Annotated in this window: 25 protein-coding genes; 15 read left to right on the top strand and 10 right to left on the bottom strand. The window is 62.0% G+C overall.

Annotation, left to right across the window (positions count from 1 at the left end; genetic code table 11):
* The first annotated feature begins 38 nt into the window (after positions 1-38).
* Positions 39-893 carry an acetylglutamate kinase gene (gene argB, locus GWP04_00255; GenBank protein NIA23980.1) on the top strand — a complete coding sequence of 285 codons (855 nt, stop codon included), beginning with the start codon at positions 39-41 and terminating at the stop codon, positions 891-893.
* Positions 886-2,076 carry an acetylornithine/succinylornithine family transaminase gene (locus tag GWP04_00250; GenBank protein ID NIA23979.1) on the top strand — a complete coding sequence of 397 codons (1,191 nt, stop codon included), beginning with the start codon at positions 886-888 and terminating at the stop codon, positions 2,074-2,076. Before argB ends, GWP04_00250 begins: the two co-directional genes overlap by 8 nt.
* Here the strand turns inward: GWP04_00250 and GWP04_00245 are convergent.
* Positions 1,997-3,979, bottom strand: coding sequence for a prolyl oligopeptidase family serine peptidase (locus tag GWP04_00245; GenBank protein NIA23978.1), 1,983 nt, complete (start codon positions 3,977-3,979; stop codon positions 1,997-1,999). The genes GWP04_00250 and GWP04_00245 overlap by 80 nt on opposite strands.
* A gap of 195 nt (positions 3,980-4,174) precedes the next feature.
* On the bottom strand, positions 4,175-5,452 hold the full coding sequence (locus tag GWP04_00240; protein NIA23977.1) for a hypothetical protein: 1,278 nt from the start codon (positions 5,450-5,452) through the stop codon (positions 4,175-4,177).
* A 114-nt stretch (positions 5,453-5,566) separates the two neighbouring features.
* On the opposite strand from GWP04_00240, the gene argR reads away from it, so the two are divergent.
* From argR to GWP04_00210, 6 genes are all read left to right on the top strand, one after another.
* Positions 5,567-6,016, top strand: coding sequence for an arginine repressor (gene argR, locus GWP04_00235; protein NIA23976.1), 450 nt, complete (start codon positions 5,567-5,569; stop codon positions 6,014-6,016).
* A complete protein-coding gene (locus tag GWP04_00230) occupies positions 6,016-7,218 on the top strand; it encodes an argininosuccinate synthase (protein ID NIA23975.1) in 1,203 nt (400 codons plus the stop codon). The genes argR and GWP04_00230 overlap by 1 nt, the downstream gene beginning before the upstream one ends.
* Positions 7,215-8,552, top strand: coding sequence for an argininosuccinate lyase (gene argH / locus GWP04_00225; GenBank protein NIA23974.1), 1,338 nt, complete (start codon positions 7,215-7,217; stop codon positions 8,550-8,552). Before GWP04_00230 ends, argH begins: the two co-directional genes overlap by 4 nt.
* A gap of 60 nt (positions 8,553-8,612) precedes the next feature.
* Positions 8,613-9,731 carry a rubrerythrin family protein gene (locus GWP04_00220; GenBank protein ID NIA23973.1) on the top strand — a complete coding sequence of 373 codons (1,119 nt, stop codon included), beginning with the start codon at positions 8,613-8,615 and terminating at the stop codon, positions 9,729-9,731.
* An 18-nt stretch (positions 9,732-9,749) separates the two neighbouring features.
* Positions 9,750-11,177, top strand: coding sequence for a M24 family metallopeptidase (locus GWP04_00215; protein NIA23972.1), 1,428 nt, complete (start codon positions 9,750-9,752; stop codon positions 11,175-11,177).
* A gap of 105 nt (positions 11,178-11,282) precedes the next feature.
* Entirely contained in the window at positions 11,283-12,212 is a 930-nt protein-coding gene (locus GWP04_00210) for a DUF4388 domain-containing protein (protein NIA23971.1), read from the top strand.
* A gap of 43 nt (positions 12,213-12,255) precedes the next feature.
* Here GWP04_00210 and GWP04_00205 read toward each other — a convergent pair whose 3' ends face one another.
* The 4 genes from GWP04_00205 to GWP04_00190 all read right to left on the bottom strand — a co-directional run bounded on the left by GWP04_00205 (position 12,256) and on the right by GWP04_00190 (position 15,736).
* Positions 12,256-13,740 carry an amidase gene (locus GWP04_00205; protein ID NIA23970.1) on the bottom strand — a complete coding sequence of 495 codons (1,485 nt, stop codon included), beginning with the start codon at positions 13,738-13,740 and terminating at the stop codon, positions 12,256-12,258.
* Between the two features lie 54 nt (positions 13,741-13,794).
* A complete protein-coding gene (locus GWP04_00200; GenBank protein ID NIA23969.1) occupies positions 13,795-14,178 on the bottom strand; it encodes a DUF4870 domain-containing protein in 384 nt (127 codons plus the stop codon).
* Positions 14,179-14,393: 215 nt separating this feature from the next.
* Positions 14,394-15,050 carry a GNAT family N-acetyltransferase gene (locus GWP04_00195; GenBank protein ID NIA23968.1) on the bottom strand — a complete coding sequence of 219 codons (657 nt, stop codon included), beginning with the start codon at positions 15,048-15,050 and terminating at the stop codon, positions 14,394-14,396.
* A 20-nt stretch (positions 15,051-15,070) separates the two neighbouring features.
* Positions 15,071-15,736 carry a hemolysin III family protein gene (locus tag GWP04_00190; protein ID NIA23967.1) on the bottom strand — a complete coding sequence of 222 codons (666 nt, stop codon included), beginning with the start codon at positions 15,734-15,736 and terminating at the stop codon, positions 15,071-15,073.
* Between the two features lie 51 nt (positions 15,737-15,787).
* On the opposite strand from GWP04_00190, the gene uppS reads away from it, so the two are divergent.
* The 4 genes from uppS (at position 15,788) to GWP04_00170 (ending at position 18,808) form a co-directional block, all read left to right on the top strand.
* Positions 15,788-16,567, top strand: a complete 780-nt coding sequence (gene uppS / locus GWP04_00185; protein NIA23966.1) for a di-trans,poly-cis-decaprenylcistransferase — start codon at positions 15,788-15,790, stop codon at positions 16,565-16,567.
* A gap of 357 nt (positions 16,568-16,924) precedes the next feature.
* Entirely contained in the window at positions 16,925-17,464 is a 540-nt protein-coding gene (gene pyrE, locus GWP04_00180) for an orotate phosphoribosyltransferase (protein NIA23965.1), read from the top strand.
* A complete protein-coding gene (locus GWP04_00175) occupies positions 17,461-18,027 on the top strand; it encodes a hypothetical protein (protein ID NIA23964.1) in 567 nt (188 codons plus the stop codon). The genes pyrE and GWP04_00175 overlap by 4 nt, the downstream gene beginning before the upstream one ends.
* Before the next feature lie 16 nt (positions 18,028-18,043).
* The gene (locus GWP04_00170; protein NIA23963.1) at positions 18,044-18,808 is read left to right on the top strand and encodes a deoxyribonuclease IV; all 765 of its coding nucleotides are present in this window, start codon (positions 18,044-18,046) and stop codon (positions 18,806-18,808) included.
* 109 nt (positions 18,809-18,917) lie between these two features.
* Here GWP04_00170 and GWP04_00165 read toward each other — a convergent pair whose 3' ends face one another.
* Entirely contained in the window at positions 18,918-20,024 is a 1,107-nt protein-coding gene (locus tag GWP04_00165; GenBank protein ID NIA23962.1) for an inositol-3-phosphate synthase, read from the bottom strand.
* Positions 20,025-20,041: 17 nt separating this feature from the next.
* Positions 20,042-20,752: a PadR family transcriptional regulator gene (locus tag GWP04_00160; GenBank protein ID NIA23961.1), complete on the bottom strand. Its 711-nt coding sequence runs from the start codon at positions 20,750-20,752 to the stop codon at positions 20,042-20,044.
* Between the two features lie 25 nt (positions 20,753-20,777).
* Here GWP04_00160 and GWP04_00155 point away from each other — a divergent pair, with 25 nt between their 5' ends.
* The 3 genes from GWP04_00155 to GWP04_00145 all read left to right on the top strand — a co-directional run bounded on the left by GWP04_00155 (position 20,778) and on the right by GWP04_00145 (position 22,370).
* Positions 20,778-21,125, top strand: coding sequence for a hypothetical protein (locus GWP04_00155; GenBank protein NIA23960.1), 348 nt, complete (start codon positions 20,778-20,780; stop codon positions 21,123-21,125).
* On the top strand, positions 21,116-21,535 hold the full coding sequence (locus GWP04_00150) for a hypothetical protein (GenBank protein NIA23959.1): 420 nt from the start codon (positions 21,116-21,118) through the stop codon (positions 21,533-21,535). Before GWP04_00155 ends, GWP04_00150 begins: the two co-directional genes overlap by 10 nt.
* A gap of 217 nt (positions 21,536-21,752) precedes the next feature.
* Positions 21,753-22,370: an enoyl-CoA hydratase/isomerase family protein gene (locus GWP04_00145; protein ID NIA23958.1), complete on the top strand. Its 618-nt coding sequence runs from the start codon at positions 21,753-21,755 to the stop codon at positions 22,368-22,370.
* Positions 22,371-22,448: 78 nt separating this feature from the next.
* Here GWP04_00145 and GWP04_00140 read toward each other — a convergent pair whose 3' ends face one another.
* Together GWP04_00140 and GWP04_00135 are read right to left on the bottom strand one after the other, a co-directional pair.
* Entirely contained in the window at positions 22,449-22,964 is a 516-nt protein-coding gene (locus GWP04_00140; GenBank protein NIA23957.1) for a 2'-5' RNA ligase family protein, read from the bottom strand.
* On the bottom strand, positions 22,961-23,272 hold the full coding sequence (locus GWP04_00135; protein ID NIA23956.1) for a cupin: 312 nt from the start codon (positions 23,270-23,272) through the stop codon (positions 22,961-22,963). Before GWP04_00135 ends, GWP04_00140 begins: the two co-directional genes overlap by 4 nt.
* Between the last annotated feature and the right edge of the window lie 14 nt (positions 23,273-23,286).

Here is a 23,286-nt window from a genome sequence, read left to right as displayed (position 1 = left end):
GCGCCCCGAATTCGGAGAGGCCACTCATTGCCGTCACGATGGCGAAAGCCAGGATCCTGATGGAGGCGATGCCGTACATCCAGGAGTACCGCGGCAAGACGGTCGTCATCAAGTACGGCGGCTCCGCAATGGACGATGAGGTCCTGCGTCAGAGTTTCGCCGGTGATGTCACGCTGCTTTCAACGGTGGGGATTCGGCCGGTCATCGTTCATGGAGGTGGACCTCAGATCACCACGGCGCTTCGCCGGGCCGGCGTCGAGACCGCTTGGATCGACGGGCTTCGCGTGACCGACGGGGAGACGCTGGAGGTGGTCCAATCGATCCTCGCAGGCATCGTGAATCCAGACATCGTTCGGCTGTTGACCGGGCACGAGGCGAAGGCGGTGGGAGTCACGGGGATAGACGGAAGGATGCTGTCCGTGAGAGCGAAGGATGAGCGTCTGGGGCTCGTCGGTGAGATCGAGCACGTGAATCCCGGTGTCCTCGAGGACATGCTCGATGCGGGCTTCGTTCCGGTTGTGGCGCCGCTCGGCAGGAGTGAGAAGGACGGAAGGGTGTACAACGTCAATGCAGACACGGCGGCAGGAGCGATCGCAGCGGCGCTCGGGGCGGAGAAGCTCGTGTATCTCACGGATGTCGAAGGCGTGTATCGGAACCACGAGAATCAGGAAGGGCTGCTCCAGCGGCTGACACTCGCGGAGCTGAAGGAGGTGATCGACTCCGGGACGGTGCGCGGCGGGATGCTCCCAAAGCTGGCCTCCTGCGTCGCGGCGATGGAGGCAGGGGTTCATCGGGCCCACATCCTCGACGGGCGCATCCAGCATGCGACGCTGCTGGAGATCTTCACGCCGGAAGGCATCGGGACGATGATCCATCGGTTTGACGATGTCTGAAGAACTGCGTCATCGCGAGGCAAGAGCTGTGATGCAGACGTATCGGCGCCATTCCGTCGTCTTTACACGTGGTGAGGGCGTGTGGCTGTTCGACGACGAGGGGCGCCTCTACGTCGACTGCCTGGCGGGTTTGGCCGTCACGGGGGTGGGACACGCCAATCCACGGATACGAGAGGCAGTCGAGCGTCAGATGGGAACGCTGGTCCATGTGTCGAACCTCTTCTACACGGAGCCTCAGGTGGTGCTCGCCGAGCGCTTGAGCGAACTCTCCGGTCTCGACCAGGTGTTCTTCGCCAACGACGGAGCGACTGCCAACGAATGCGCCATCAAGCTTGCACGTAGGTGGTCACAGAAACGCAAGGGCCCGGAAGCGTTCGAGATCGTGACGCTCGACGGTTCTTTTCACGGTCGTACGCTCGCAACGCTCGCAGCTACGGGTCAGCCCTCAAAACAGATAACTTTCCAGCCACTGCCGCCCGGCTTTCGACAGGTTCCTCCGGGAGACATCGATGCTCTCGCCGCCGTCATAGGGACGAACACCGCAGCGGTGATAGTTGAGACCATCCAAGGGGAGGGAGGAGTCCTCCCGCTCGATGAGGGATACCTCCGATCCGTGCGACATTTGTGCGACATCTCGGACGTGGCCATGATCGTCGATGACGTGCAGGCCGGTGTCGGACGGACGGGCACGTGGTTCTCATGGCAATCGCTCGGGTTCGAGCCCGACATTGCGACTGTCGCGAAGGGTCTCGCCAACGGGCTTCCGATCGGTGCTTGTCTCGCACGCAGCGATGTCGCCGTCGCGTTCGAGTACGGGGATCATGCAACGACATTCGGAGGCGGCCCGGTCGTCAGTGCAGCCGCATGTGCAGTGCTCGACGAAATCGATTCTCGTGATCTGCAAGAAAACTGCCTTGCCCGTTCGGCGCAGTTACGAGCCGGGCTGTCGGCAATCGGAGGCGTGCGTGAGGTTCGCGGCCGGGGGCTGCTTCTGGCGGCGGTCCTCGATCAACCGAACGCAGTGGCCGTGACGGAGGCAGCGCTGAGAGAGGGACTGGTCGTCAACGCGGTGAAACCCGATGCCGTTCGATTCACGCCGCCCCTCACGATCGAAGCCAGGAACGTGGACCTCGCCATCCACCGATTCGCGTCCGCGATGGAGTCGTCGTCACGTTCTGTCTGAGGAGCAGAGGGATGTCCCTCGGGGTGAATCCGAGGGCCTGCCCGTAGAACGAAAGTTCATCGTTCAGTGCTTGGGCTATGTGCTCTGCCTGGCGAAACCCGTGCTGTTCTCCCCTGAAGGTCACGTACGCGTACGGGATTCCGCGCTCCTTCAAGGCTGCGACCATGGCCTCCGCCTGTGCCGGGCGCACGACCTGGTCCTCGAGTCCCTGGAAGAGGATCACGGGGCAGGAGAGTCGCTCGGTGAAGTGGATCGGTGAACGTTGGCGATAGGCCCCTGCATACCGTGGATATGGTCCAATGAGGCTGTCCAGGTACATCGCCTCGAACTTGTGCGTATCGCGGGCAAGAGCCTCGAGGTCTCCTACGCCGTAGTAGCTGGCGCCGACCTGGAACACGTCATGAAAGGTCAGCGCAGACAGCGTCGTAAAACCGCCGGCGCTTGCACCCCTGATGGCCATGCGGTCTCCGTCCACGAGGCCTTCCGATACGAGATGACGAGCTGCCGCGATGCAGTCCCGCGTATCGACGATCCCCCACGTTCCGCGCAGACGCTGTCGGTACCCTCGACCGTATCCGGTGCTGCCGCCATAGTTGACGTCGACGACAGCGATGCCGCGGCTCGTGAAGAACTGGATCGTCGGATCGAGATCCGGGCGTGTTGCACCGGTTGGACCTCCGTGGCTGAAGACCACCAGGGGGGGCAGTTCTGTGTCCGGCCCTTCGAAATCGGCATTGGCAGGCGGGTAGAAGAAAGCATGTGCAGGACCGTCATCGGTCGGGAATCTGATCGGTTGTGCTGCCGAGATGTATGCCGGGTCGAGAGAACCCGCAGACACGAGGGGTTTGATCTCGCCGGTGACGGTGTTGATCTCACGAACTGCGTCGAGAGATGAAGGGGACCCGGAGATCACCACAATGGTGCTCTTCCCATCTGTGGCGAGCCGGCCCCGATGCGTGCCGAGAGGCAGATCCAGACGAATGTGGCTGCCATCGCTATTGAGGATGATGACGTGATCGAAGCCGGACTCCGTGATCGTCATCGCAATGCGCCCAGCGTCGAGAAACCCGAAGTAGGTCCGTCCGAGCATCCATGCCGGACCGGCACAGTCTGCGTCGACCGGTGCGAGGGGTTCATTGTCGCGGTACAGGTTCCAGAAACCCGTCTGATCCGAGAGCCAATAGAGAGAACCGTCCGGACCCCACTCGGGCTGGACGATCGACTCGGCGGACCCACCGCAGACTTTTCTTCGTGTTCCGAGCGTACAGTCCGGAAGAAGTTCGGCGGACCAGAGTTCGGTACCGTCCCAAGGCATGTTCGGATGATCCCAACTGAGCCATGCGAGTCGAGTTCCGTCCCTGCTGATACGCGGTGACGAGAAAAAGTCGTGGCCACCGACGAGAATGCGAGGATCGGTAGCGCCATCGGTGGGGACCTGGACCAGCTCGTTGATGGTTTCCCCGGACTCGTGACGCTCGCGTACGCACACGATCGATCGACCGTCGGGTGTGAGTCTGCCGTCTGCGTAACGCCATGCGGCAGGTACCGGAGGCTCAGGGGTGATCGGTACCGGCCGGTTCCCGGGGTCTTGACGATAGATGCGCTGATCACTCCAGTTGGAGAAGAACAGCGCTTCTCCCGAGATGAGGTATGCGCCACCCCCGTACTCGTGAACCCGAGAGCGAACGTTGAAACCGTCCGGCGTGAGATCTCGAACCGTACCCTCTCTCTGTCGTTCGACCACGACCGTTCGGCCCCCGTCCGACGGTCGGGATTCCAGCCAGAGCACTCGGTCACCATCGATGCGTGGCTCGTCGAGACGGACGGATCCGGCAGCAACCGATGCTGCGGAGATGGGTGACTGCCAGGTTCCGTACGGGGCGACGGTTGGTTCGGACGTCATTGGATCTTCGAGTCTACGGAAGGAAGTCGAATTTCTCGTGCGACGAAAGGGAGATCCGCGAACGCCGGTTGGACGCGGAACCTTCCATCGTCCCGGGCATTGGTCGATGACAATGGGTTGGGCGGCACAGGGAGATGTGCGGGCGGCGGGGAGAGCAACGCCTCACTTCTCACTCTCGAACGTCCAGTCAAGGCGTTAGGAGCACGTTGAGGTATCCGGAGAGACAGCCGGTACTTCCAATGAGAAGACGGTCCAGCCGTCGTCGCGACGATGCCGAACGTCGCCGCCCATGAGACGGGCAAGCGTTCGGGCGACGGAGAGGCCGAGGCCGATCGATGCGGGCTGGGCGACAATGGTCGATGCGGTCTCGTATGCCTGAAAGATCCGCTCGGCGTCGATACCTTCGATACCCGGCCCGTCGTCGCGGACCTCGATCGTGATTGTCTCGTTGTTGCTCGCTGCTTCGAGTTCGATGTGCTTTCCGCCATATCGCTGGGCGTTGGTCAGAAGGTTGCGGATCACCTGACGAAGACGTAGCGGGTCGGCGAAGGCCTCGAGTTGATCCTCGAAGGTCATGCTGATGGGGACTGGGATTGCCGAAGCGACCGTGTGGAGTAGGTCGGGGAGGTGGCAGCGCTCCGGGTGCACGGTGATTCCGACGTCTCTTCGAGCAGCGACCAGGAGATCCTCGACGATGTTGGACACCTCGCTTGCCTGCACGGCGATGATGTCCTGGAACTCGATCCGCTCGTCTCTGTGGAATTCTCGTTGGGTGAGTTCTCTCGCCAGGCCGACGACGGCTGTGAGAGGTGTCCTGAGTTCGTGCGATACGGCAGCGATGAACTGGTCTTTCGACAAGACCAGGGCCGAGAGCTTGGCGTTCGAGGATCGGAGCTGTTGCTCACGGACTTCGATCGTCTTTCGAGCATCGATCTGCTCACGGGCCGAGCGGCGAAGTGCCTTGGTGACGATGCCCACGACTGCAGCGAGGCTTCCAAGGAAGAAGACGATCGCAATTGCTTCTGCAGGCTTTTGGATCGGGTCGGGGAGGGATCGCGGGTTGTTGGTCTGCCAGACGGACAGAGCGGCCCAGCCGACACCGTACACCCACACGAGAACGGCGTGACGGTGCGAGAGGAGAAGGGTGGACACGGCGATGAGAAACGCCAGTCCTGCGATGGCCACAGCGGGAATGGCGATCGTGGTCAGCGTCAGACCCACCACGGTGGCGTCGGCAAGGAGTGCCCTTGCTACGCGGCGATCGTCCTGGCGACGCCCAATTTGCGCATGGACGGCAAGCAACGTCGTGACGATTGCGAGCCGTGCCGCCTCCGGGGATCCGGACAGGAGGAACATCAACGTGGTGAGGGAGGCCGCACTCGCAGAAAGCCAGACTCGCATCCTCAGGTACAAGGTAACGAGCCTGCCGTCGTCGGTGCGGGCCCAGCCGCGGCCCTGGGGCAGAATGGTCACGTGTGTGTATATCGGCAGCGTGGCCGATGAAATGAGTACTTCTCGGTCGCAACGTCGATACGCGTTTCTGCGACATTGCATGGTCCATACGCATATGCGTATAATCCATGGATCATGAAGACTGCTGCGCGGCGGCGAGCGATTCGCCGCATCATCACGACGCTGGACGTGTCGAGCCAGCATGAGCTGGCGGATCTGTTGACGGATGAGGGATTTGCAGTAACCCAGGCGACCGTCTCCCGGGACCTGAAGGAACTCGGAGCAGTCAAGGTTCGCGGGCAGGGGAACGAATTCGTCTATGCCTTACAGACGATGCGGAGAGATGACGGTGGCTTGGACCGGGTTCTGGCCGAATTCGCCAACGAAATCAAGGCGAGCGGCAATCTCGTTGTGGTGAAGACACCTCCGGGTGCAGCCCAAGTACTGGCCGGATCAATCGACCGTTCCGGTCTCGACGGTGTCCTCGGCACGGTTGCCGGAGATGACACCGTACTGATCGTGGCGGATGAGCAGCATGGTGGGAATTGGCTTGCCAAGACACTCGAACAGATCGGAGTTGGATGATGAAGGTCGTATTGGCGTACTCCGGTGGATTGGACACGTCGATCATTCTCAAGTGGTTGATCGAGGAGTACGACGCGGAGGTGATCGCATACACGGCAGACGTCGGCCAGGGCGAAGAGGTCGAAGAGGCCCGCGTCAAAGCGCTGAAAACGGGTGCCGTGGAGGCGATCACGGAAGACCTTCGGGACGAATTCGTCAGTGAGTACGTATTGCCTGCCCTTCGTGCCAACGCGGTGTACGAATGGTATTACCTGCTGGGGACCTCTCTTGCCCGCCCCGTGATTGCCAAGGGGATGGTGCGGGTGGCCGAGGCCATGGGTGCAGATGCGATTGCACATGGTGCGACTGGAAAAGGCAACGATCAGGTTCGGTTCGAACTCTCTGCGTATGCTCTCAAGCCGGACATCCGGGTGATCGCACCGTGGAGAGAGTGGGACCTCAAAGGGCGCGCCGACCTCGTAGCCTATGCGGAGAGTCGGGGCATCCCGATCCCGGTGACACCGGAGAGGCCGTACAGCATGGATGCCAACATACTCCACATCTCCTACGAAGGGGGAGTCCTGGAAGATCCGTGGGTGGCTCCTCCCAAGGAGATGTTCCGCATGACCGTCGCTCCCGAGGACGGTCCCGAGGATCCCGAATGGGTGACGATCACGTATCGGAAGGGAGATCCCGTCGCAGTGAACGGCGAGGAACTCCAACCCACCGACCTGCTCGTTCTGATGAACGAGCTTGGCGGCAGGCACGGAATCGGACGGGTCGACATCGTGGAGAACCGCTTCGTGGGGATGAAGAGCAGAGGGGTGTATGAGACGCCCGGTGGGACGATCCTGCAACATGCCCACAAGGCGGTCGAGTCGATCACACTCGACCGTGAGGTCGCTCATCTGCGCGATGAACTCGTTCCCCGTTACGCGGACATGGTCTACAACGGATTCTGGTTCGCTCCAGAACGTGAAGCGCTTCAGGCGTTCATGGACAACATACAGGGTCGTGTCTCCGGTGATGCTCGCCTCAAGCTGTACAAGGGTCAGGTAACCGTGGAGGGCAGACGATCCGACCGCTACGCCCTCTACGATCAGGCGACGGTGACCTTCGAAGAGGACGATGTGTACGACCAGGCAGACGCAGCCGGGTTCATCCGTCTGCAGGGACTGCGGCTGCGCACCCTCGCCGAGCATCGTCTGGGGGAGGGTGAGTGACACTCTGGGGAGGCCGATTCGAGGAGCCGCCCGACGAAGCCATGTGGCGGTTTACCGTCGACCATGCAGACCGGCGACTTCTCGGCGTGGACATCGAGGGTTCACTCGCGCATGTGAAGATGCTCGGCGAAGTGGGAATCCTCTCTTCTGAGCAAGCCGATCGGTTGGTGGAAGGCCTCGTCGTGGTTCTCGAGGAATCCGAGAACGACGGGTTCATGTTCTCCGCGACCGACGAGGATGTCCACTCCGCCGTCGAACGGCGCCTGTACGAACTCGTTGGTCCACTTGCCGGCAAGCTTCACACGGGGCGGTCCCGCAACGATCAGATTGCGCTCGACACGCGCCTGTATCTGAAGCGGGCGGCCTTCGATCGGATCGCCCAGATACGGTCGCTGGTGGGTGTGCTCGTTCAGGCAGCCGAAGATGTCGGGTCCGTGGTGGTTCCCGTCTACACGCACCTGCAGCAGGCGCAGGCTATTCCGCTGGCACATCATCTGCTCGCGTACGCTTGGATGCTTCGCAGAGATGCGGACCGGTTTGGTGGCGTGATGGCCAGACTGGATGTCTCTCCCCTTGGAGCCGGTGCGGCAGGGGGAAGCAGCTTGCCGTTGGACCCGCGATCGGTCGCGGATTCGCTCGGCATGGCGGCGGTGTTCGAGAACTCGATCGAGGCCGTCGGATCTCGCGACATCGTGGCCGAGTACACATTCTGTGCAGCACAATCGATGGTGACGCTGTCGCGATTGGCGGAGGAACTCGTGCTGTGGGCTACGAGTGAGTTCGATTGGCTGACATTCTCCGACAGATACTCGACGGGTTCGTCGGCGCTGCCACAGAAGAAGAATCCCGACATCGCTGAACTCGTGCGGGGCAAGAGCGCACGGGTCATCGGGGATGTCGTGTCGATTCTGACCCTCCAGAAGGGTCTTCCGATGGCCTACAACCGAGATCTTCAGGAAGACAAGGCGGCCGTATTCCATGCCGACGACGTGCTCGCCGGCGCGCTGGAGGTTCTGGCCGGGTTGCTGACGAGTGCCGAGTTCCATGCTCCGGAGCCGTCGTCGTGGGTTGCGGCCCTGGACCTTGCCGAAGCACTGGTTGGCCGAGGCGTGCCGTTCCGCGAGGCCCATCAATCGGTGGGGGAACTGGTCGCCCGATTGGTGTCGGAGGACAGGAACCTGTCGGATCTCTCGGTGGACGAGCTGACTTCCTCACATGGGCTGTTCCAGCCGCAGGATCTGGACTTGCTCGATCCGAAGGGGAGTGTCCAGCGGCGCAGGTTGGATGTCCAGGTTGCAGACCAGATCGCCCACCTGCGCGATTGGCTGAATTGAGCCTGGACACACCGGTTTGGTCCGAGCCCTGAGGGTTTCCCCACAGGTAGGCTGATCGGCATGGATGATGCCGCCCGCTATCGGAACAACTACCAGGACGAGATCGACGGGGCCGCCCAGTACCGGTTGCTTGCCGATCTCGAGACGGATCCGCATCTGGTCGAGGTCTATCGCAAGTTGGCCGACACCGAAGAGCGGCACGCCTCGTTTTGGGTGGAGCGTCTGGAAGCGCTCGACAAAGCCGTACCGCCGGCGAAACCCTCATTGAAGGCTCGCTTGGTCATGTCGCTGGCTCGGAGGGTCGGACCGCAGGTACTCGTCGGCGTCATGGCGGCCTCCGAAAAGGCAGGCCAGACGATGTACGACGAACAGCCCGAGACCGAAGGAGAAGGGATGCGGGCGGACGAGCGATCACATGCGCGCATCCTCTCCGCACTCGCTGGTGAAGCCACGAACGGTGTCGAGGGCAGTGTTCTTGCCCGGATCGAAGGCCGGCACAGAACCGTCGGAGGGAACGCTCTCAGGGCAGCGGTGCTGGGTGCAAACGACGGTCTCGTGTCGAACCTGGCTCTGATCATGGGCGTCGCCGGTGCAACTTTCTCGCGAGACTCGGTGTTGATCGGAGGGCTTGCCGGCTTACTCGCCGGTGCGGCGTCCATGGCGCTCGGCGAGTGGCTGAGCGTTCAGTCTGCGCGTGAACTGGCCACGAAGCAACTGGAAATCGAAGCCGAGGAGCTGGAGGCGATGCCGGAAGAGGAGGCCGAGGAACTCGCTTTGATCTATCAGGCAAAGGGACTCCCCGAGGACAGGGCCAGAGAACTCGCGGCGCACATCATGCAGGATCAGGAAACCGCTCTGAATACGCTCGCTCGTGAGGAGTTGGGCATCGACCCCGACGAGATGGGAGGGAATCCATGGGAGGCCGCCGGGACGTCCTTCTTCCTGTTCGCCTTTGGGGCGATCGTTCCCGTGACCCCCTTCTTCTTCGGCGGTGGAACGGTCGCGATCGCGTGGAGCATGGCTCTCTCGGGTGTAGCTCTGTTCGTGACCGGGGCCGGGATCGCTCTGCTCACGGGGAGGAGCATCGTGTTCTCGGGAATGCGTCAGATGATCTTCGGCCTCGTCGCGGCCGGGATCGTGTTCGGGATCGGAACGCTGCTCGGTGCGGCGATTGCCTGAGTCGCTACGCTCACGCCCATGAATCCTTCGGCACGGCGGCAACGCCTCTTCGAGCTTCTTGGCGATGGGATCGCGATTCTTCCGGCAGCCAAGGAGACGACCAGAAACAGCGACACCGAATATGAGTTTCGCCAGGACAGTGACTTCTACTACTTGACCGGTTTCGAGGAACCCGGCGCGATCGCCGTGTTCAATCCATCGGAGTCTGCCGAGCGGTATGTGCTGTTCGTCCGTCCCCGGGACAAGGAGCAAGAGACCTGGGTCGGCCGCAGGGCCGGTGTCGAGGGAGCCGTCGAGCAGTTCGGGGCGGATATGGCCTATCCGTTGAGTGAATTCGAAGAACGCCTCCGGGGGTACCTGATCGGGCGACCGATGCTGTACTGCCGGACAGATACGGCAGAGAGGATTCTCGGGCCACTGGGCGCCGCACGAACATTTCATCTCAAGGATGGCAGGCCCGTGCCCGTCGGAATCGGCGAGCTTGCATCGCTACTCGCAGAGATGCGGCTCCGAAAGGACTCGACCGAGATTGACCTCCTTCGAAGGGCGGCCGCCATCACTGGAGCAGGCCATCTCGAAGCGATGAAGTTCGCGAAACCGGGAGTCGGCGAGGATCGAGTCCAAGCGGTGATGGAGTATGTGTTCCGTGCCGGGGGATCCTCCCGCAACGCCTACCCTTCCATCGTTGCCTCCGGTCCAAATGCCTGCATTCTTCACTACGTCGAGAACGACAGGCAGATGCAGGACGGAGACCTCCTCCTGATCGACGCAGCCGCCGAATACGGGTATATGGGGGCCGACGTCACACGTACCTTCCCGGTCAACGGGAAGTTCACTGCGCCGCAAGCTGCCGTCTACGAAGTCGTGCTCGCCGCGCAGAGAGCCGCGTTCGACGAGGTCCTCGTCGGGGCGACCTACGAGCGAATGCACCTTGCTGCCCGGAAGGTCATCACCGAGGGACTCGTTGAGCTGGGCTTGCTGCCGAAGGGAACCGACCAGTCGATCGCCATGCACCACTATCGCGAGTTCTTCATGCACGGGACCGGCCACTGGCTCGGCATGGATGTTCATGATGTGGGCGCGTACAAGAACGCCGCCGGTTCTCGGGTGCTGGAGTCAGGCATGGTCTTCACGGTCGAGCCGGGGATCTACATCGATCCGGAGCGGGAGGTCGGCAAGTTCGCGCTCCTCGAATACGACCTGGACGATTGGATGGAGCGACGGTATCGGCTCGGCACGGAAGCTGCCCGCAAGGTCGAGGCCGAGGAACGTGACGAAGCGGGGTACGTGGAGCACGCTATCCCCACGGAGTTTCGCGGGATCGGTGTGAGGATCGAAGACGACTTGCTTGTCACGTCGGACGGGTACGAAATCCTCACGGCAGATGTTCCCACGGCGCTCGGCGATGTAGAAGAGGTATGTTCCCTGCAGTCGGCTCTCGGGTAGTCGAGAACGCCTGAAATTGCCCGATGGATGCCACGTGTCGGGTGCCAAGGACGAAGCGGGCCAGATACTGCTTCACATGACGTTCCGGCTGCCGATACAGACTGAATGAGCGTAGCGACCCTCAAAGGGACGTTCGATAGTTTTCCCTTGCCGGAGGTACTCCGTCTCGTTGCCGCGTCCGAGGAGACAGGGTTGCTCCAGGTGGATTCCCCGAAGCTTGGCGGCAGGATCTTTATCGTCGATGGGCAGATTGCGTACGCGACCACCCGCTCCGATGATCAACTCATCGACGATCTCGCCCGGATGGAGCACATCAGCGAGGAAGAGCGAGAGGCGATTGAACGCCGGGCCGTCCATCTCGAGGATGTCTTGAGTTCCCGGGCCGCTGTGCTCGGCATCTTCTTCGGAAATCAGGTGACCGAAGTACTCGTGCGCTTGCTCACCTTGGCAGAGGGGAGTTTCTCATTTGACGTCGGGGTCATGATGAAGCACCAAACCACCTACCGGGTCGACGTCGAAGTCGCCATGGAAGCCGCGACGGTGCGTTCCATAGAGTGGGACGAGATCCACAAGGTCGTTCCAGGAGTGGACACCTCCTTTCGAATGGCGCCGGCAATCGGCCGCGATATTACGATTGATCCGCATCGTTGGGCGATTCTCGCTGCCTTGGCCACGGTGAGAACCCCGCGCGAAATCGCCATCGCGTTGAAGATCTTCGAGTTCGATGCGGCCAAGGCGTTGGCGGAACTTGCGACGTCCGGACTGATTGTGATCGAGGAACGGCGATCGGAACCGGAGGTCGCCACTGAAGGTGCATTGGACCATCGACCGGAGGGTCTGGTCTCCGGGAAACCGGAGATGACGTCCGAAGAAGCAGCCGAGCTGCTCGGCTCTTTCATCGCCCTCGCCGACAGACCGGAAACCAAGCCGACCGAGCCGGAACCTGCACCCGAAGAACCGGCAGCGGAAGAAGATATCGACCTCGCCCGACGCTGGAGGCAGCTACGCAAGGACCGCAGATCAGCGGAGGGCTGAGCGGTCTTCGATGACGGTCCCGGCCTTCGGTCGCCATCACCGTTCAGGCGAGTGGGGGATGACGATCCGCCCAAGGTTGGGCTGCCTCGAGTTGTCCGGCGAGCCTCAGCAGCGTCGCCTCATCTCCGTATCTGCCGACGAATTGGACGCCGATGGGCAGGCCCGAGGCATTCCAATGGAGGGGAACCGACATGGCCGGCTGTCCCGTCAGGTTGAACAGCATCGTGTTGGGAACGGGGTCCATCTGCTCGCCTGCCATCTGGTCCAGGATGAAGTCCAATACCTTGCGGGCCGGGAAACGACTGACGGCCTTGATCGCCAAAGCGTCGCGCCGGGAAGGCTGGAGCTCTCCGATCTTCACGGGAGGCCGACCGAGTGTCGGTGTGAGCAAAACGTCGTAGGTCTCGTGGAAGATGGCGATTCTCCGAGCATCTTCCTGAGTTGTGACCAGAAGAGAAGCGAGTTCGTCGCCTCGGGTCTTTCGCCCGATCAGCATCATGAGCCAGGTCACCGGTTCGAAGAAGCCGGGCACCGGTTTCTTGCCGATGAGATGGGCTGCGTAGTCGATGTCGGCGGCCAGGCCGGTGGCCACGATTCGCAGATACGCCTCCACCATCCTTGCCTTGTCGAACGGCGGGCATGCCTCTTCGACCTGATGTCCGAGGCTCTCCAGGAGAGCGGCCGCCTTTTCGGCCGCCTCGACGCAGTCGGGATGCGTGGTCGTGCCGAACAGGGATTCCGTACAGAGGGCTACGCGCAGACGCCCCGGATCTGTGTGAGCTTCTTCGAGGAACGGGCGCTCCGGTGCCGGCGCGATCAGAGGCTCGCCGACTGCAGGCCGGGACGAGATGTCGAGCATTGCGGCACTGTCGCGCACGCTGCGGCTCAGAACGTGTTCCTGGACGAGGCCGAGCCAGGTTCCGTCGAAGTGTGGCCCCATGGGATTGCGACCTCTGGATGGTTTCAGGCCGAATAACCCGCAGGCAGATGACGGAATGCGAATCGACCCGCCGCCGTCGCCGCCATGGGCTGCGGGAACGAACCCGGCGGCGACGGCGGCTGCGGAGCCCCCGCTCGAGCCTCCCGGAGTGTGATCGACATTCCATGGGTTGCGTGTCGGACCTCGCAGGGCGGGTTCGGTGACAGCTACCAGACCGAACTCGGGGGTGTTCGTCTTGCCGAGAACGAGAAGGCCCGCCTTGCGGTAGCGCGACACCAGCACCGAGTCCTCGTCGGCAACGGAGAATTCGAGAAAGCGCGACGAAGCGGTCGTCGGTTCACCCTCGTAGAGCGCCGTGAGGTCCTTGAGGAGGAACGGGACCCCGGCGAAGGGCCCGTCGAGCGTCTGCTTCGCCTGGGCGAGTGCCCGGTCGTACATCTTGTGGACGACTGCGTTCAGGCGGGGGTTGAACTGTTCGATGCGAGAGATCGCCGCCTCGACGAGTTCACGAGGGTGTACGTCACCACTTCTGACCAGATCGGCAAGGCCGATGGCGTCGTACTCGGTGTATTCGGCAAAGACTGTCACTGGGGGTCACCTCCGCCACCCAGCCTACGCACTTCGCCGTTCGGCAGGCTCGTATCAGTTCACGAGGCGGATCGTCAGTGGATAGCGGTAGTACTCACCGTTCGACGTCTGAATCGCGCCGATGATCACCAGCACGAGCCAGGCGATCAGGACGACGGGGAGCAGCACAAGGCCGATGGCAACGAATATCAACAGTCCCGAAACGATGCCATAGATCATGAAAGAGATGTTGAAGTTCAGTGCTTCTTTCCCGTGGTAGTCGATGAACGGATCTTCATCCTTCTTGAGGAGCCAGACGACGAGTGGCCCGATGACCGAGGGGATACCGACGATATTGACCAGTGCCGACAGATGTGCGATGACCGCCCAATTCTTCGCTTCCTGGCTGATCGGTTGGGGGACAGTTGGCTGAGATTCCACGATAACTCCTCTCCTCATCTGCAGTCTGCCAGGTTGTCGTCGATTCCGACACGTTCGAGATCGAGGCAACCCCGAGTCATGTGGGGCGTGTATCCAGGCGCACCCGTCGTGTTCGCCGCCATTCTCTTCGCCTGTACGGCAACCCAGTCAATCCTCGCGTGCTGCGAGGGGGAACGTGAGAGTATCTCTGTCTGATTGATCAGGTCCGGGTCGAGGTCGCGGTTCTGATCGATTCAGGCGGGTCGAGGGTCCTGATCGCCTCCATCGTCGAATTCCCCAAAGGCATCTGAAGGATCCTGGGTTGCGTGGGGGTGAACTCGGAGCTCTCCCCTGGCTGCTGCACGCAGTGTGCGATAGAGGGGGGAGTCTTCGAGCGGTGTCGACGGCAAGGGAAGCGGGATGTCGACGACGACGGCTCCTTCCTCGAGTCGGCGATCGATATCCCATTGTTCGAGCGCTTGCATGACGACGGCGTTCTGTGGGGAGACCCACGCCCGGAATCGCCGAATACCATGTTCGGAGGCGGTCTCGGCGACGAGGCGTAGGAGGATTCCACCGAGTCCTCTGTGCTGGTACCGGTCGAGAACGACCACGGCGGCTTCCGCAGCGCCGGGTTCGAACTGTGCGTAGCGGCCGACACCGATGCCACGCGGCTGCGGCGTCGAGACATCAAAGGCAACCCAGGCGAAGTGGGTGTCGTAGTCGACGTTCGTCAGATAGGTGAGCTCCTGATTGCTGAGTGTGTCGACCGACCGGAGGAATCTCAAGTAGCGGGATCGGGGAGAGAGTTCTTTGAGCCCCTCGGCGAGTCGCGGGCCGTCTTCAGGGATGATTGGTCGTATGCGGACCGGCGTTTCATCGCGGAGGCGGACGTCGAGGGTCCGTGACATGATGAACGGATCCGACTCTTTCATGTCCGGGCAATCGGCGCCACGTACAACAGGATCATCAGAAAGTGAGCGACTGACCCCGAGATGACCAGGACGTGGAACACCTCGTGGTAGGAGAACACCCGCGGAGAGAGGCGGGGGCGTTTGGTCACCAGCAGGATCATCCCCGTGCTGTAGAAGATCCCGCCGAGTATCAGGAGTGCGACAGCCCCGGCGCTCAGTCGATCCAGGAGGCGTGGGAGCGGGACGATGGCGAACCATCCCATCACCATGTAGAGCGTGATAGAGAGCCAGTTCCTGACTTTCGGAAAGAACACCTTCTGGAAGATCCCTGCTGCTGCAGTGCCCCAGACGAGCGACAAGGTCGCCCATTTGAGGGATCCGGAGAGAACGTTGAATGCGATCGGGGTGTAGGTGCCTGCAACGAGCAGGAAGATCATCGAGTGGTCGAGGCGCTGCATACGCTGCTTCCAGCGTCTCCTCCATGGGACCGAGTGATACAGAGAACTGGTCGTGTACAACGCAACGGCGCTGAGTCCGAACGCGATCATGGAGATCATGCGCGGCGTGTCCCACGCAGTGCGTATGGCGAGAGTGACCAAGGCCACGGCCGAGGCCACGGCCGCAGCGCCGTGAAGGAACCCGCGAACCGGATTGTGCATTCGTCCCAATGTTGTTCGTTCCACGCCCAGAGTTTACCGAGGTGGGTGGGGTCGGGATACGGGTAGCATTGGTCTGTGAAGTCCGAGCGTCTCCTCCGGCCCGTCTACCGGCTATACGAAGACAGCGTGCTTCGTGGCCTTCCGGCTGATCGGCTGCCCCGCCACATTGGCATCATCCTCGACGGTCATCGTCGGTACGCCCGGGCCGAAGGGTTGGCCGACTATGCGGCGAGCTATCGGGCCGGAATGCGCAAGTTCGAGGAGTTCATCGGCTGGGCCGAGCAGATCGAGATCCCTGCGATCACCGGATGGCTCCTGTCGAAGGAGAACCTGGCAAGACCGGACGAGGAGCTGGAGCCGTACTTCGACGTCCTGATCGGACTCTTCGCACGTCTGCCGGAGATAGCGGCACGCAACGACCTGCGGGTCCGGTTCATCGGGAGTCTCGGACTGCTTCCCGACACGTTGACCGCGGCAGCGAAAGAGGTCGAAGAGCAGGCAGGGAGCGGGAGCAGGCGCTTGACGATTGCCATGGGATACGGCGGCAGACAGGAGATCGTCGACGCGTGCCGAGACCTCGTGTCCGCGCTTGCCGATCAGGGCATTCCTGCCGCTGAGATCGCCGACAGGATCGACGCAGAGGGGATCGGAACCCACTTGTACACGGCCGACTTGCCCGATCCTGACCTCGTCATTCGTACGAGCGGCGAATCGCGCTTGTCCGGATTCCTCCTCTGGCAATCCGCATACGCAGAGTACGCGTTCGTGGACGTTTACTGGCCCGCGTTTCGGCGTGTCGACTTTCTTCGAGCGCTGCGCGATTTTTCCCGGAGGGACCGACGATTCGGCAGGTAGGTGGGCCGTTCCTCGGCGGGGATGATCGCCGTGGTCGTGCGCTGAGCCCGAACCAGGCTCATGCGCTCCTCACTCGACACTCTGACTCGTCGAGATGTCTGCAAGAGTCGGCGCGCTCCCCGATCAGATTGCCGCAGGCTGCGACTCGGAGTTTTCGAAGAACGACAGGTCCGAAGTGCTTCCGGTGATGATTGAGGTCTGCGGGATGGAGACGCTTGGCGATGGGAGCAGCTCATCGGCCGGAAAGCGAATGCCCCTACAACCGGTGCGACCGCCTTCGGGGAAGGCGGTCGCTATCGTCGGGCTAACTGCGGGAGGTTGGCTAACACCGATGTTATCGACATTCGGGAGCAGGACTTGAGCGATTTGTGTCGACATCTCATCGAGCATTCTTTGCGGACCGATGGGCCGTTTCTGCTTCGGTCCGGGATCGAGAGCGATTGGTATCTCGATGCCCGCCAGACCACCTTCGATGGGACGGGGGCTCGGTTGGTGGCGGAGGCGGTCCTCGACGTTCTGGCGTCTGGTGTCCAGGCAGTCGGGGGGATGACGATGGGTGCGGATCCGATTGCCGTATCCACCGCGATCGTCGGTACGGAACGGGGACTCGACCTGCGGGCATTCTCCATTCGCAAGCAGGATAAGGACCATGGTGTGCGCGGTCGGTTGGTGGGTGCGGTTGCTTCCGGGGATAGCGTCGCCATCGTGGAAGACACGACCAGCACAGGAGGCGCCCTGGCGGAAGCCGTCGACGTCGCCGTAGGGCATGGGCTCGTCGTCGTTCAGGCGATCGCCCTGGTCGACAGGAGTGGTGGAGCGGCTGATCGGCTGATCGCCGAGCGTGGGGTACCGTATGTTGCACTGGTCCGTCCCGTGGACCTGGGAGTTGTCGAATGAATCGACTAGTGGTCGAACGGTCCGCACTGCGGATGTGGCTCCTCTCGCTTCTCGGGGTTCCGTTCATCCTTGTCGGTCTCGACCTGCTGGCCGAACAGCACTTCATCAACGCGTTCGGTGCACTCGTCTACGGCGCGGAGCAAATCCCGGCCTTCGAGCCGAGAGATGAGATCTTCGCCATCGTCTCGGTACTGGCGGGATTGGCAATGGTGATCTGGGGATTGCGAGACCTCGTCCTTCCACGGAAGTTGATCGTTGCCGACGAAGCAGGACTCCGGATCGCCCTTCGAGGCCCCCTTCGGCGCGCCGTGTCGATCCCCTGGAACGAGGTGGGTGATCTCCGTGCGGAGATGGCCGACGAGGATGGAGAGGTGCGTTCGGTGCTGGTCGTGGAGATCTCCGACCCAGAGGGGCTTCCTACCGACCCGTGGTCGGCACGTTGGGAGGGTCCAGCGACGCTCATGATCGAGAGCTCAGGATGGTCACAGAGCGCCAAGAGTGTCGCCGCCGCGCTGCGGGAGATCCGAGAGTCGATCCCCACCGAATCGGAACGGACGTCTTGAGAAGAGGGTCGCTCTCATGCTGATCGGAGCCCACGTTCCCGGCGCGGACCCGATCGGGGAGGCGTCGGCACGAAGCGCCGATACGGTGCAGATCTTCCTCTCGAACCCGCAGTCGTGGAAGAAGCCCCTCGAGCGGGAGGACGCCGCCGAGCTGGCAGCGTCGGAACTGCCGATCTACGTGCACGCGCCGTACTTGATCAACGTGGTCTCACCGAACAACAGGGTGCGCATCCCGAGTCGAAAGATACTCGCCGACACGATTGCCGCGGCAGAGGCGATCGGTTCGGTTGGAGTCGTCGTTCACGGGGGCCATGTGACCGGCGACAGCACGTTCGAAGAAGGATTGGAGCGGTGGAGGAAGGCGCTCGAGCCGATCGAGTCTGCGGTCCCGATCCTGATCGAGAACACGGCGGGTGGGGGAAATGCGATGGCCCGCAGAGTCGAGGACATTGCCCGGCTATGGGAGGCCGTGGGTGCTCTCGGTGTCGGACTCTGCCTCGACACCTGCCATGCGTGGGCTGCCGGCGAGGATCTCGACGGGATCGTCGATCGGGTCATGGCGGCAACGGGAAGGATCGATCTCATCCATCTGAACGATTCTCGTGATCCGTTCGACAGCCGTCGCGACCGGCATGCAAACCTCGGGGAAGGCGAGATCCCCGCCGACCTGCTGGTACAAGTCGTGCGCGACGCCGGCGCACCGGTGGTGGTGGAGACGCCGGGGGGAGCCGAGGCGCAGGCAGCCGACATTGCCTGGATTCGGGAGCGCCTTCGGAGATGACGGCGGTCGGCATCGCTCAGCAGATTCGCGGCCTGTTCTCAGTTAGTCGTCAGTAGTCGTCGCGCCGCCCTCTGTCGGGAACGCTTTGATGACTGATGACTGGCTACCCCTACTCGAGGAAGGTTCGCATCCTTTCGCGTTCCGAATCACCCGTCGAGATGAATTCGTCGACGAACCGGCGGGCGTCCTCGTCGTGGTATTGCACCGGCGGACTCTTCATGAAGTAGGCCGACGGGCCGAGCAGCGGTCCACCGATGCCTCGATCCTTCGCCAGCTTGGCGGTCCTGATCGCGTCGATGACAACGCCTGCCGAGTTGGGTGAGTCCCATACCTCCATCTTGAGTTCGACGTTCAGGGGCACGTCTCCGAAGGCGCTGCCCTCGAGCCGTATGTACGCCCACTTGCGATCGGTCAGCCATGGGACGTAGTCGGAGGGACCGATGTGAACATTGTGGTCTGCCAATTGATGGCTGAGCTGTGAGGTGACCGCCTGCGTTTTGGAGATCCTCTTCGATTCGAGCCGTTCGCGCTCGAGCATGTTCATGAAGTCCATGTTGCCGCCAACGTTGAGCTGAGAGGTCCGGTCGAGGTTGATGCCGCGGTCCTCGAAGAGGCGAGCGAGTTGCCGGTGAACGATGGTGGCACCTACCTGTGACTTGATGTCATCACCAACGATTGGGACACCTGCATCGCGGAAGCGTCGGGACCAGTCGCGGTTGGAGGCGATGAAGACGGGGATGCAGTTCACGAATGCCACCCCGGCCTCGAGTGCCGCTTCCGCGTACGACCGAGCAGCTATCTCCGAGCCGACGGGCAGGTAATTGACCAGCACGTCTGCTCCAGAGTCACGCAGTGCCTGGGCGACGTCGACCGGGTCCGCCGGGGACTCGTCGATCGTCTTTCGGTAGTAGGTGCCGAGCCCGTCGAGGGTCGGCCCACGCAGAACTTCGACGCCCATGTGGTCGACGTCTGCGAAGCGGTAGGTGTTGTTCTGCCCGTTCCACATCGCCTTCGACATGTCGACTCCGACCTTGGTGGCGTCTACATCGAACGCGGCCACAAACTCGAGATCACCAACGTGGTAGCTGTCCATCTTGACGTGCATCAGGCCGGGTACCGAGTTGCTCGGATCTGCCTCGCGGTAGTACTCGACGCCCTGGATGAGGGAGTTCGCGCAGTTACCCATTCCGGCGACCGCCACCCGTATCGTGCTCATTGATTGTTTCCCTTCGTTCATTCGTACGTGCGAGCCTTCGTGGGATTCCGACGGCGAATCGCCGCCTGTTCAGTTTCAATGAGTTCGTCGATCCAGGCGATATCCGCTTCGGTCCGGTGCGCCCCTCGTTCGATCAACGAGACCGTGTATCGGTCGATCCGCGCTCGTGTGCGATGCATCGTCTCGTGTAACGAGGCGCGAGCATCACTGGCCCGATCGGCAAGGATCATACGTCTCCGCTCCAGAAGCCGGAGACGCGTCTCGGGGTCGAGGTATCGGAAGAAGGCAACTCTGAGATTGAAACTGCGATCGTCCTCGTTCGCCGTTGTGCGCTCCTCGATGAGTTCGTGGAATCTGGTTTCTCCCGCAGCGGTGATCTGATAGACCTTCTTACGCTGCTGAGAATCGACCGCTTCGATGAGGCGGTGACGGTCGAGGCGTCTCAGCGCCGGATAGAGGGAGCCGAATGACACCGAACGCAGCCCGAGGTCTGCGAGACGGCGCTTCAGATCGTACCCGTGACGGGGTTCTTCTTTGAGAAAGCCAAGAATTGCGAGGTCAAGCAAAGTGATATCGTTATAGCGGTTCGATATAGCTTGCCACCGAGAGAGCGTCATGTCCAACGGGATGAGCGACGCGGGTGCAGAGGTCGAGGTTTGACCTTGTTCGCGATCCGTCACAGAATCGAGCTCTACAAGGAGGTCCCGGATTCCCGACGCGCTACTCATCGCCCATTCGACTGTCCGCTGGTTCGTGCTGGCGGGACTCGGCGCGACCGCGATCGCCGGAGTCACGCTGACCCTCCGCAGGGACGCGTGGGGACTCGGATATGGCCGAATCGTCTTCGTCACGCTTGGACTGATCGATCTCCAGGTCGTCTTGGGGCTGCTTGTGTGGATCACCAAGGGGGGATGGGACCTCTCGGTGTTCCGGGCCTATGTCCATCCGATCGGGATGCTGATCGCAGTTGCCGTGGCGCACATGGCAGCAGCGCGGGCAAAGAGGCAATCAGGCTATGCCGGTGTGCGCACCGCAGCCGCGGGCCTGTTGACCGCACTTGCGATCATCGTTCTCACGATTCCTCACAACGCGTGGCTCTGATCCGTCGCATTGGGCTCATCTTCATTCTTCTCCTGGTCGCGAGTTGTGCGACGAACCGGTACGGTCCCTGGTACACGCCTGCCGGCAACATCGTGTCCAACAGCATCATGGTCGAGTTCGAAGGGTTCAAGGACTGCGGAACGGACAAGGTGGTGTTCATTCGATTCCTCGGGCGGCAGTATGCCCACGATCGCGAAGGTCAGCTCGGCACCCTCACCGCCCCCGATGGCACGGTGCTCACCTATGCAGAACTCGACGGTCCTCCGGCGGGAAGCGAGGCCACCGGCGTCCGACACCAGGATCGGGAGATCTGGAGGGACTCTGCGGACATCGAAAACTACCTGTATATCGTCTACGACAGTGGATTCACGCAACGATGGCCGAGAGCAGAGGTTCGTTGCGAACGATGATACGGGGAGCCTGCTGAGCAAGCAGCGGCCGGCGGCCGGCAAGGGCCAGCTCCCTCGCCCCGCAGTCTTGCTGCGTCACTCGTCGCGATACGAAGTACCAGATACGAAATACGGCTCGCATGGCGAACCGACGCGAGTCGGTAACGTGTGATCAGCAAAACGAGGAGGGGCCGTGACCTTTGACTTGACCCGCCATGAAACGGTGTTCGTACTGACGATGGACGAGGGAGACAATCGCTTCAACCGCCGGTCCTTGGAGCGAATCAATGACTTTCTCGATCAGGTCGAGAAGATCGACGGACCTGCGGCACTGGTGACGACCGGAAGCGGCAAGTTCTATTCGAACGGTCTCGACCTCGATTGGGTGTTGAGCGGCAAGGCCGACATGTGTTTCCAAGAGCTGGCGATGGCGACGCAGCAACTCCTGGCCCGGACCTTGACTTTTCCGCGTCCCACGGTGGCCGCGATCAATGGGCACTGTTTTGCCGCCGGCGCCATGTGGTCACTCGCACACGACTTTCGTGTGATGCGTGCCGACAGGGGGTTCTGGTCGATGCCGGAAGTGGATATCAAGATTCCGTTCACCGAAGGTATGGCGGCGCTGATTCAGGCACGACTCTCACCGCAGGTGGCTCACACGACCATGACGACGGCACGCCGCTATGGGGGTGCAGAAGCAGCCGATGTGGGGATCGTCGAATGTGCCGTACCCGAGGATGCCGTACTCTCGACGGCCATTGAGATGGCTGCAGAACTTGCGAAGAAGGACCCAACGACGTTGGGAGCGATCAAGCAGGGTATGTACGCATCCGTCGTCGAGGCGCTGACGGGGTGAGATCAGGCGCAGTCGGGGGTACTGCCGACGGTCAGGTGTCGGTTGCTCCGTGTCGACGAGGCGTCCGAGCCGTGACCCCTACGCACCGAGCAAGAACGTGGTGTGGGCGGTCCACGATACGCTGTCGGTGACCATGAGGGCGACGGTCTGGGCGACCGAGTCGAGCGGGAGATACGGGGACACGTCGGCGACGATCTGTCGTGCGACGACGTCACTGGAGGTACGCGCGACCGTCACATGGGGAACGAGGTCGTCGTACTTGCCTTCATACGGTTTGGCTTCGGGCCAACGTCTCACGAGCATCTCGGTGAGCGCATTGAACGGCTCACTGGGTTTGGTGGTGAGATACACGATGTCCGGCCATCGGCGTACCTCGGTGAGAGAGAACGCGAACGGATGGACGTTCCGGAACAGATCACCGAGCGATCGCAGGGTCGCCTCATCGAGACGATTCGGTGGGAGGAACGGGTACAGGACGGTGACGTGGGCGGGGATGCCGATGAGAGCGGACGGATCAAACAGGGTTCTCCAGTGTTCGATCACGCGCTCGGCTTCGGGAACTTCGATCAGCAGCGCCGACTCGACCAGCATCACTCGTGCAGCAAGGTGAGCAGCAGCACGGTCGGTTCGAGGGCGTAGACCGCGTGGGTGAGGCCCGCGGGCAGGTACGTCCATGAACCTTGCCCGGCCTCGACGATATCCGCTCCGAGGGTCAGGCGGACCTCGCCGGAGATCACCTGGATGATCGCGGGCATCGAAGCCGTGTGATCGGTGAGTTCCTGATCGGCGTCGAATCCGAAGACGACGACGCGGATGTGGTCATTCTTGTACACGACCTTGCTGAGCGTCCCGTCAACCGGGATGTCCACGTTCAGCGCGGGAATGAAGGTGTGGTCGGCCATGGGGGGAACCGTAG

This window comes from Gammaproteobacteria bacterium, assembly GCA_011682695.1.
Taxonomy (GTDB): Bacteria; Actinomycetota; Acidimicrobiia; order Spongiisociales; family UBA4744; genus BMS3Bbin01.
This window is presented reverse-complemented; position numbering and strand designations above follow the sequence as displayed.

Excerpts from the sequence above, each read along its gene's own strand:
- GWP04_00165 (NIA23962.1), bottom strand. The coding sequence starts at position 20,024 with ATGAGCACGATACGGGTGGCGGTCGCCGGAATGGGTAACTGCGCGAAC.
- GWP04_00145 (NIA23958.1), top strand. The coding sequence starts at position 21,753 with ATGGACGAGGGAGACAATCGCTTCAACCGCCGGTCCTTGGAGCGAATC.
- GWP04_00175 (NIA23964.1), top strand. The coding sequence starts at position 17,461 with ATGAATCGACTAGTGGTCGAACGGTCCGCACTGCGGATGTGGCTCCTC.
- argB (NIA23980.1), top strand. The coding sequence starts at position 39 with ATGGCGAAAGCCAGGATCCTGATGGAGGCGATGCCGTACATCCAGGAG.
- GWP04_00135 (NIA23956.1), bottom strand. The coding sequence starts at position 23,272 with ATGGCCGACCACACCTTCATTCCCGCGCTGAACGTGGACATCCCGGTT.
- GWP04_00215 (NIA23972.1), top strand. The coding sequence starts at position 9,750 with ATGAATCCTTCGGCACGGCGGCAACGCCTCTTCGAGCTTCTTGGCGAT.
- GWP04_00245 (NIA23978.1), bottom strand. The coding sequence starts at position 3,979 with ATGACGTCCGAACCAACCGTCGCCCCGTACGGAACCTGGCAGTCACCC.
- GWP04_00210 (NIA23971.1), top strand. The coding sequence starts at position 11,283 with ATGAGCGTAGCGACCCTCAAAGGGACGTTCGATAGTTTTCCCTTGCCG.
- GWP04_00195 (NIA23968.1), bottom strand. The coding sequence starts at position 15,050 with ATGTCACGGACCCTCGACGTCCGCCTCCGCGATGAAACGCCGGTCCGC.
- GWP04_00230 (NIA23975.1), top strand. The coding sequence starts at position 6,016 with ATGAAGGTCGTATTGGCGTACTCCGGTGGATTGGACACGTCGATCATT.
- GWP04_00200 (NIA23969.1), bottom strand. The coding sequence starts at position 14,178 with ATGAGGAGAGGAGTTATCGTGGAATCTCAGCCAACTGTCCCCCAACCG.
- GWP04_00160 (NIA23961.1), bottom strand. The coding sequence starts at position 20,752 with ATGAGTAGCGCGTCGGGAATCCGGGACCTCCTTGTAGAGCTCGATTCT.
- GWP04_00250 (NIA23979.1), top strand. The coding sequence starts at position 886 with ATGTCTGAAGAACTGCGTCATCGCGAGGCAAGAGCTGTGATGCAGACG.
- GWP04_00170 (NIA23963.1), top strand. The coding sequence starts at position 18,044 with ATGCTGATCGGAGCCCACGTTCCCGGCGCGGACCCGATCGGGGAGGCG.
- GWP04_00220 (NIA23973.1), top strand. The coding sequence starts at position 8,613 with ATGGATGATGCCGCCCGCTATCGGAACAACTACCAGGACGAGATCGAC.
- argR (NIA23976.1), top strand. The coding sequence starts at position 5,567 with ATGAAGACTGCTGCGCGGCGGCGAGCGATTCGCCGCATCATCACGACG.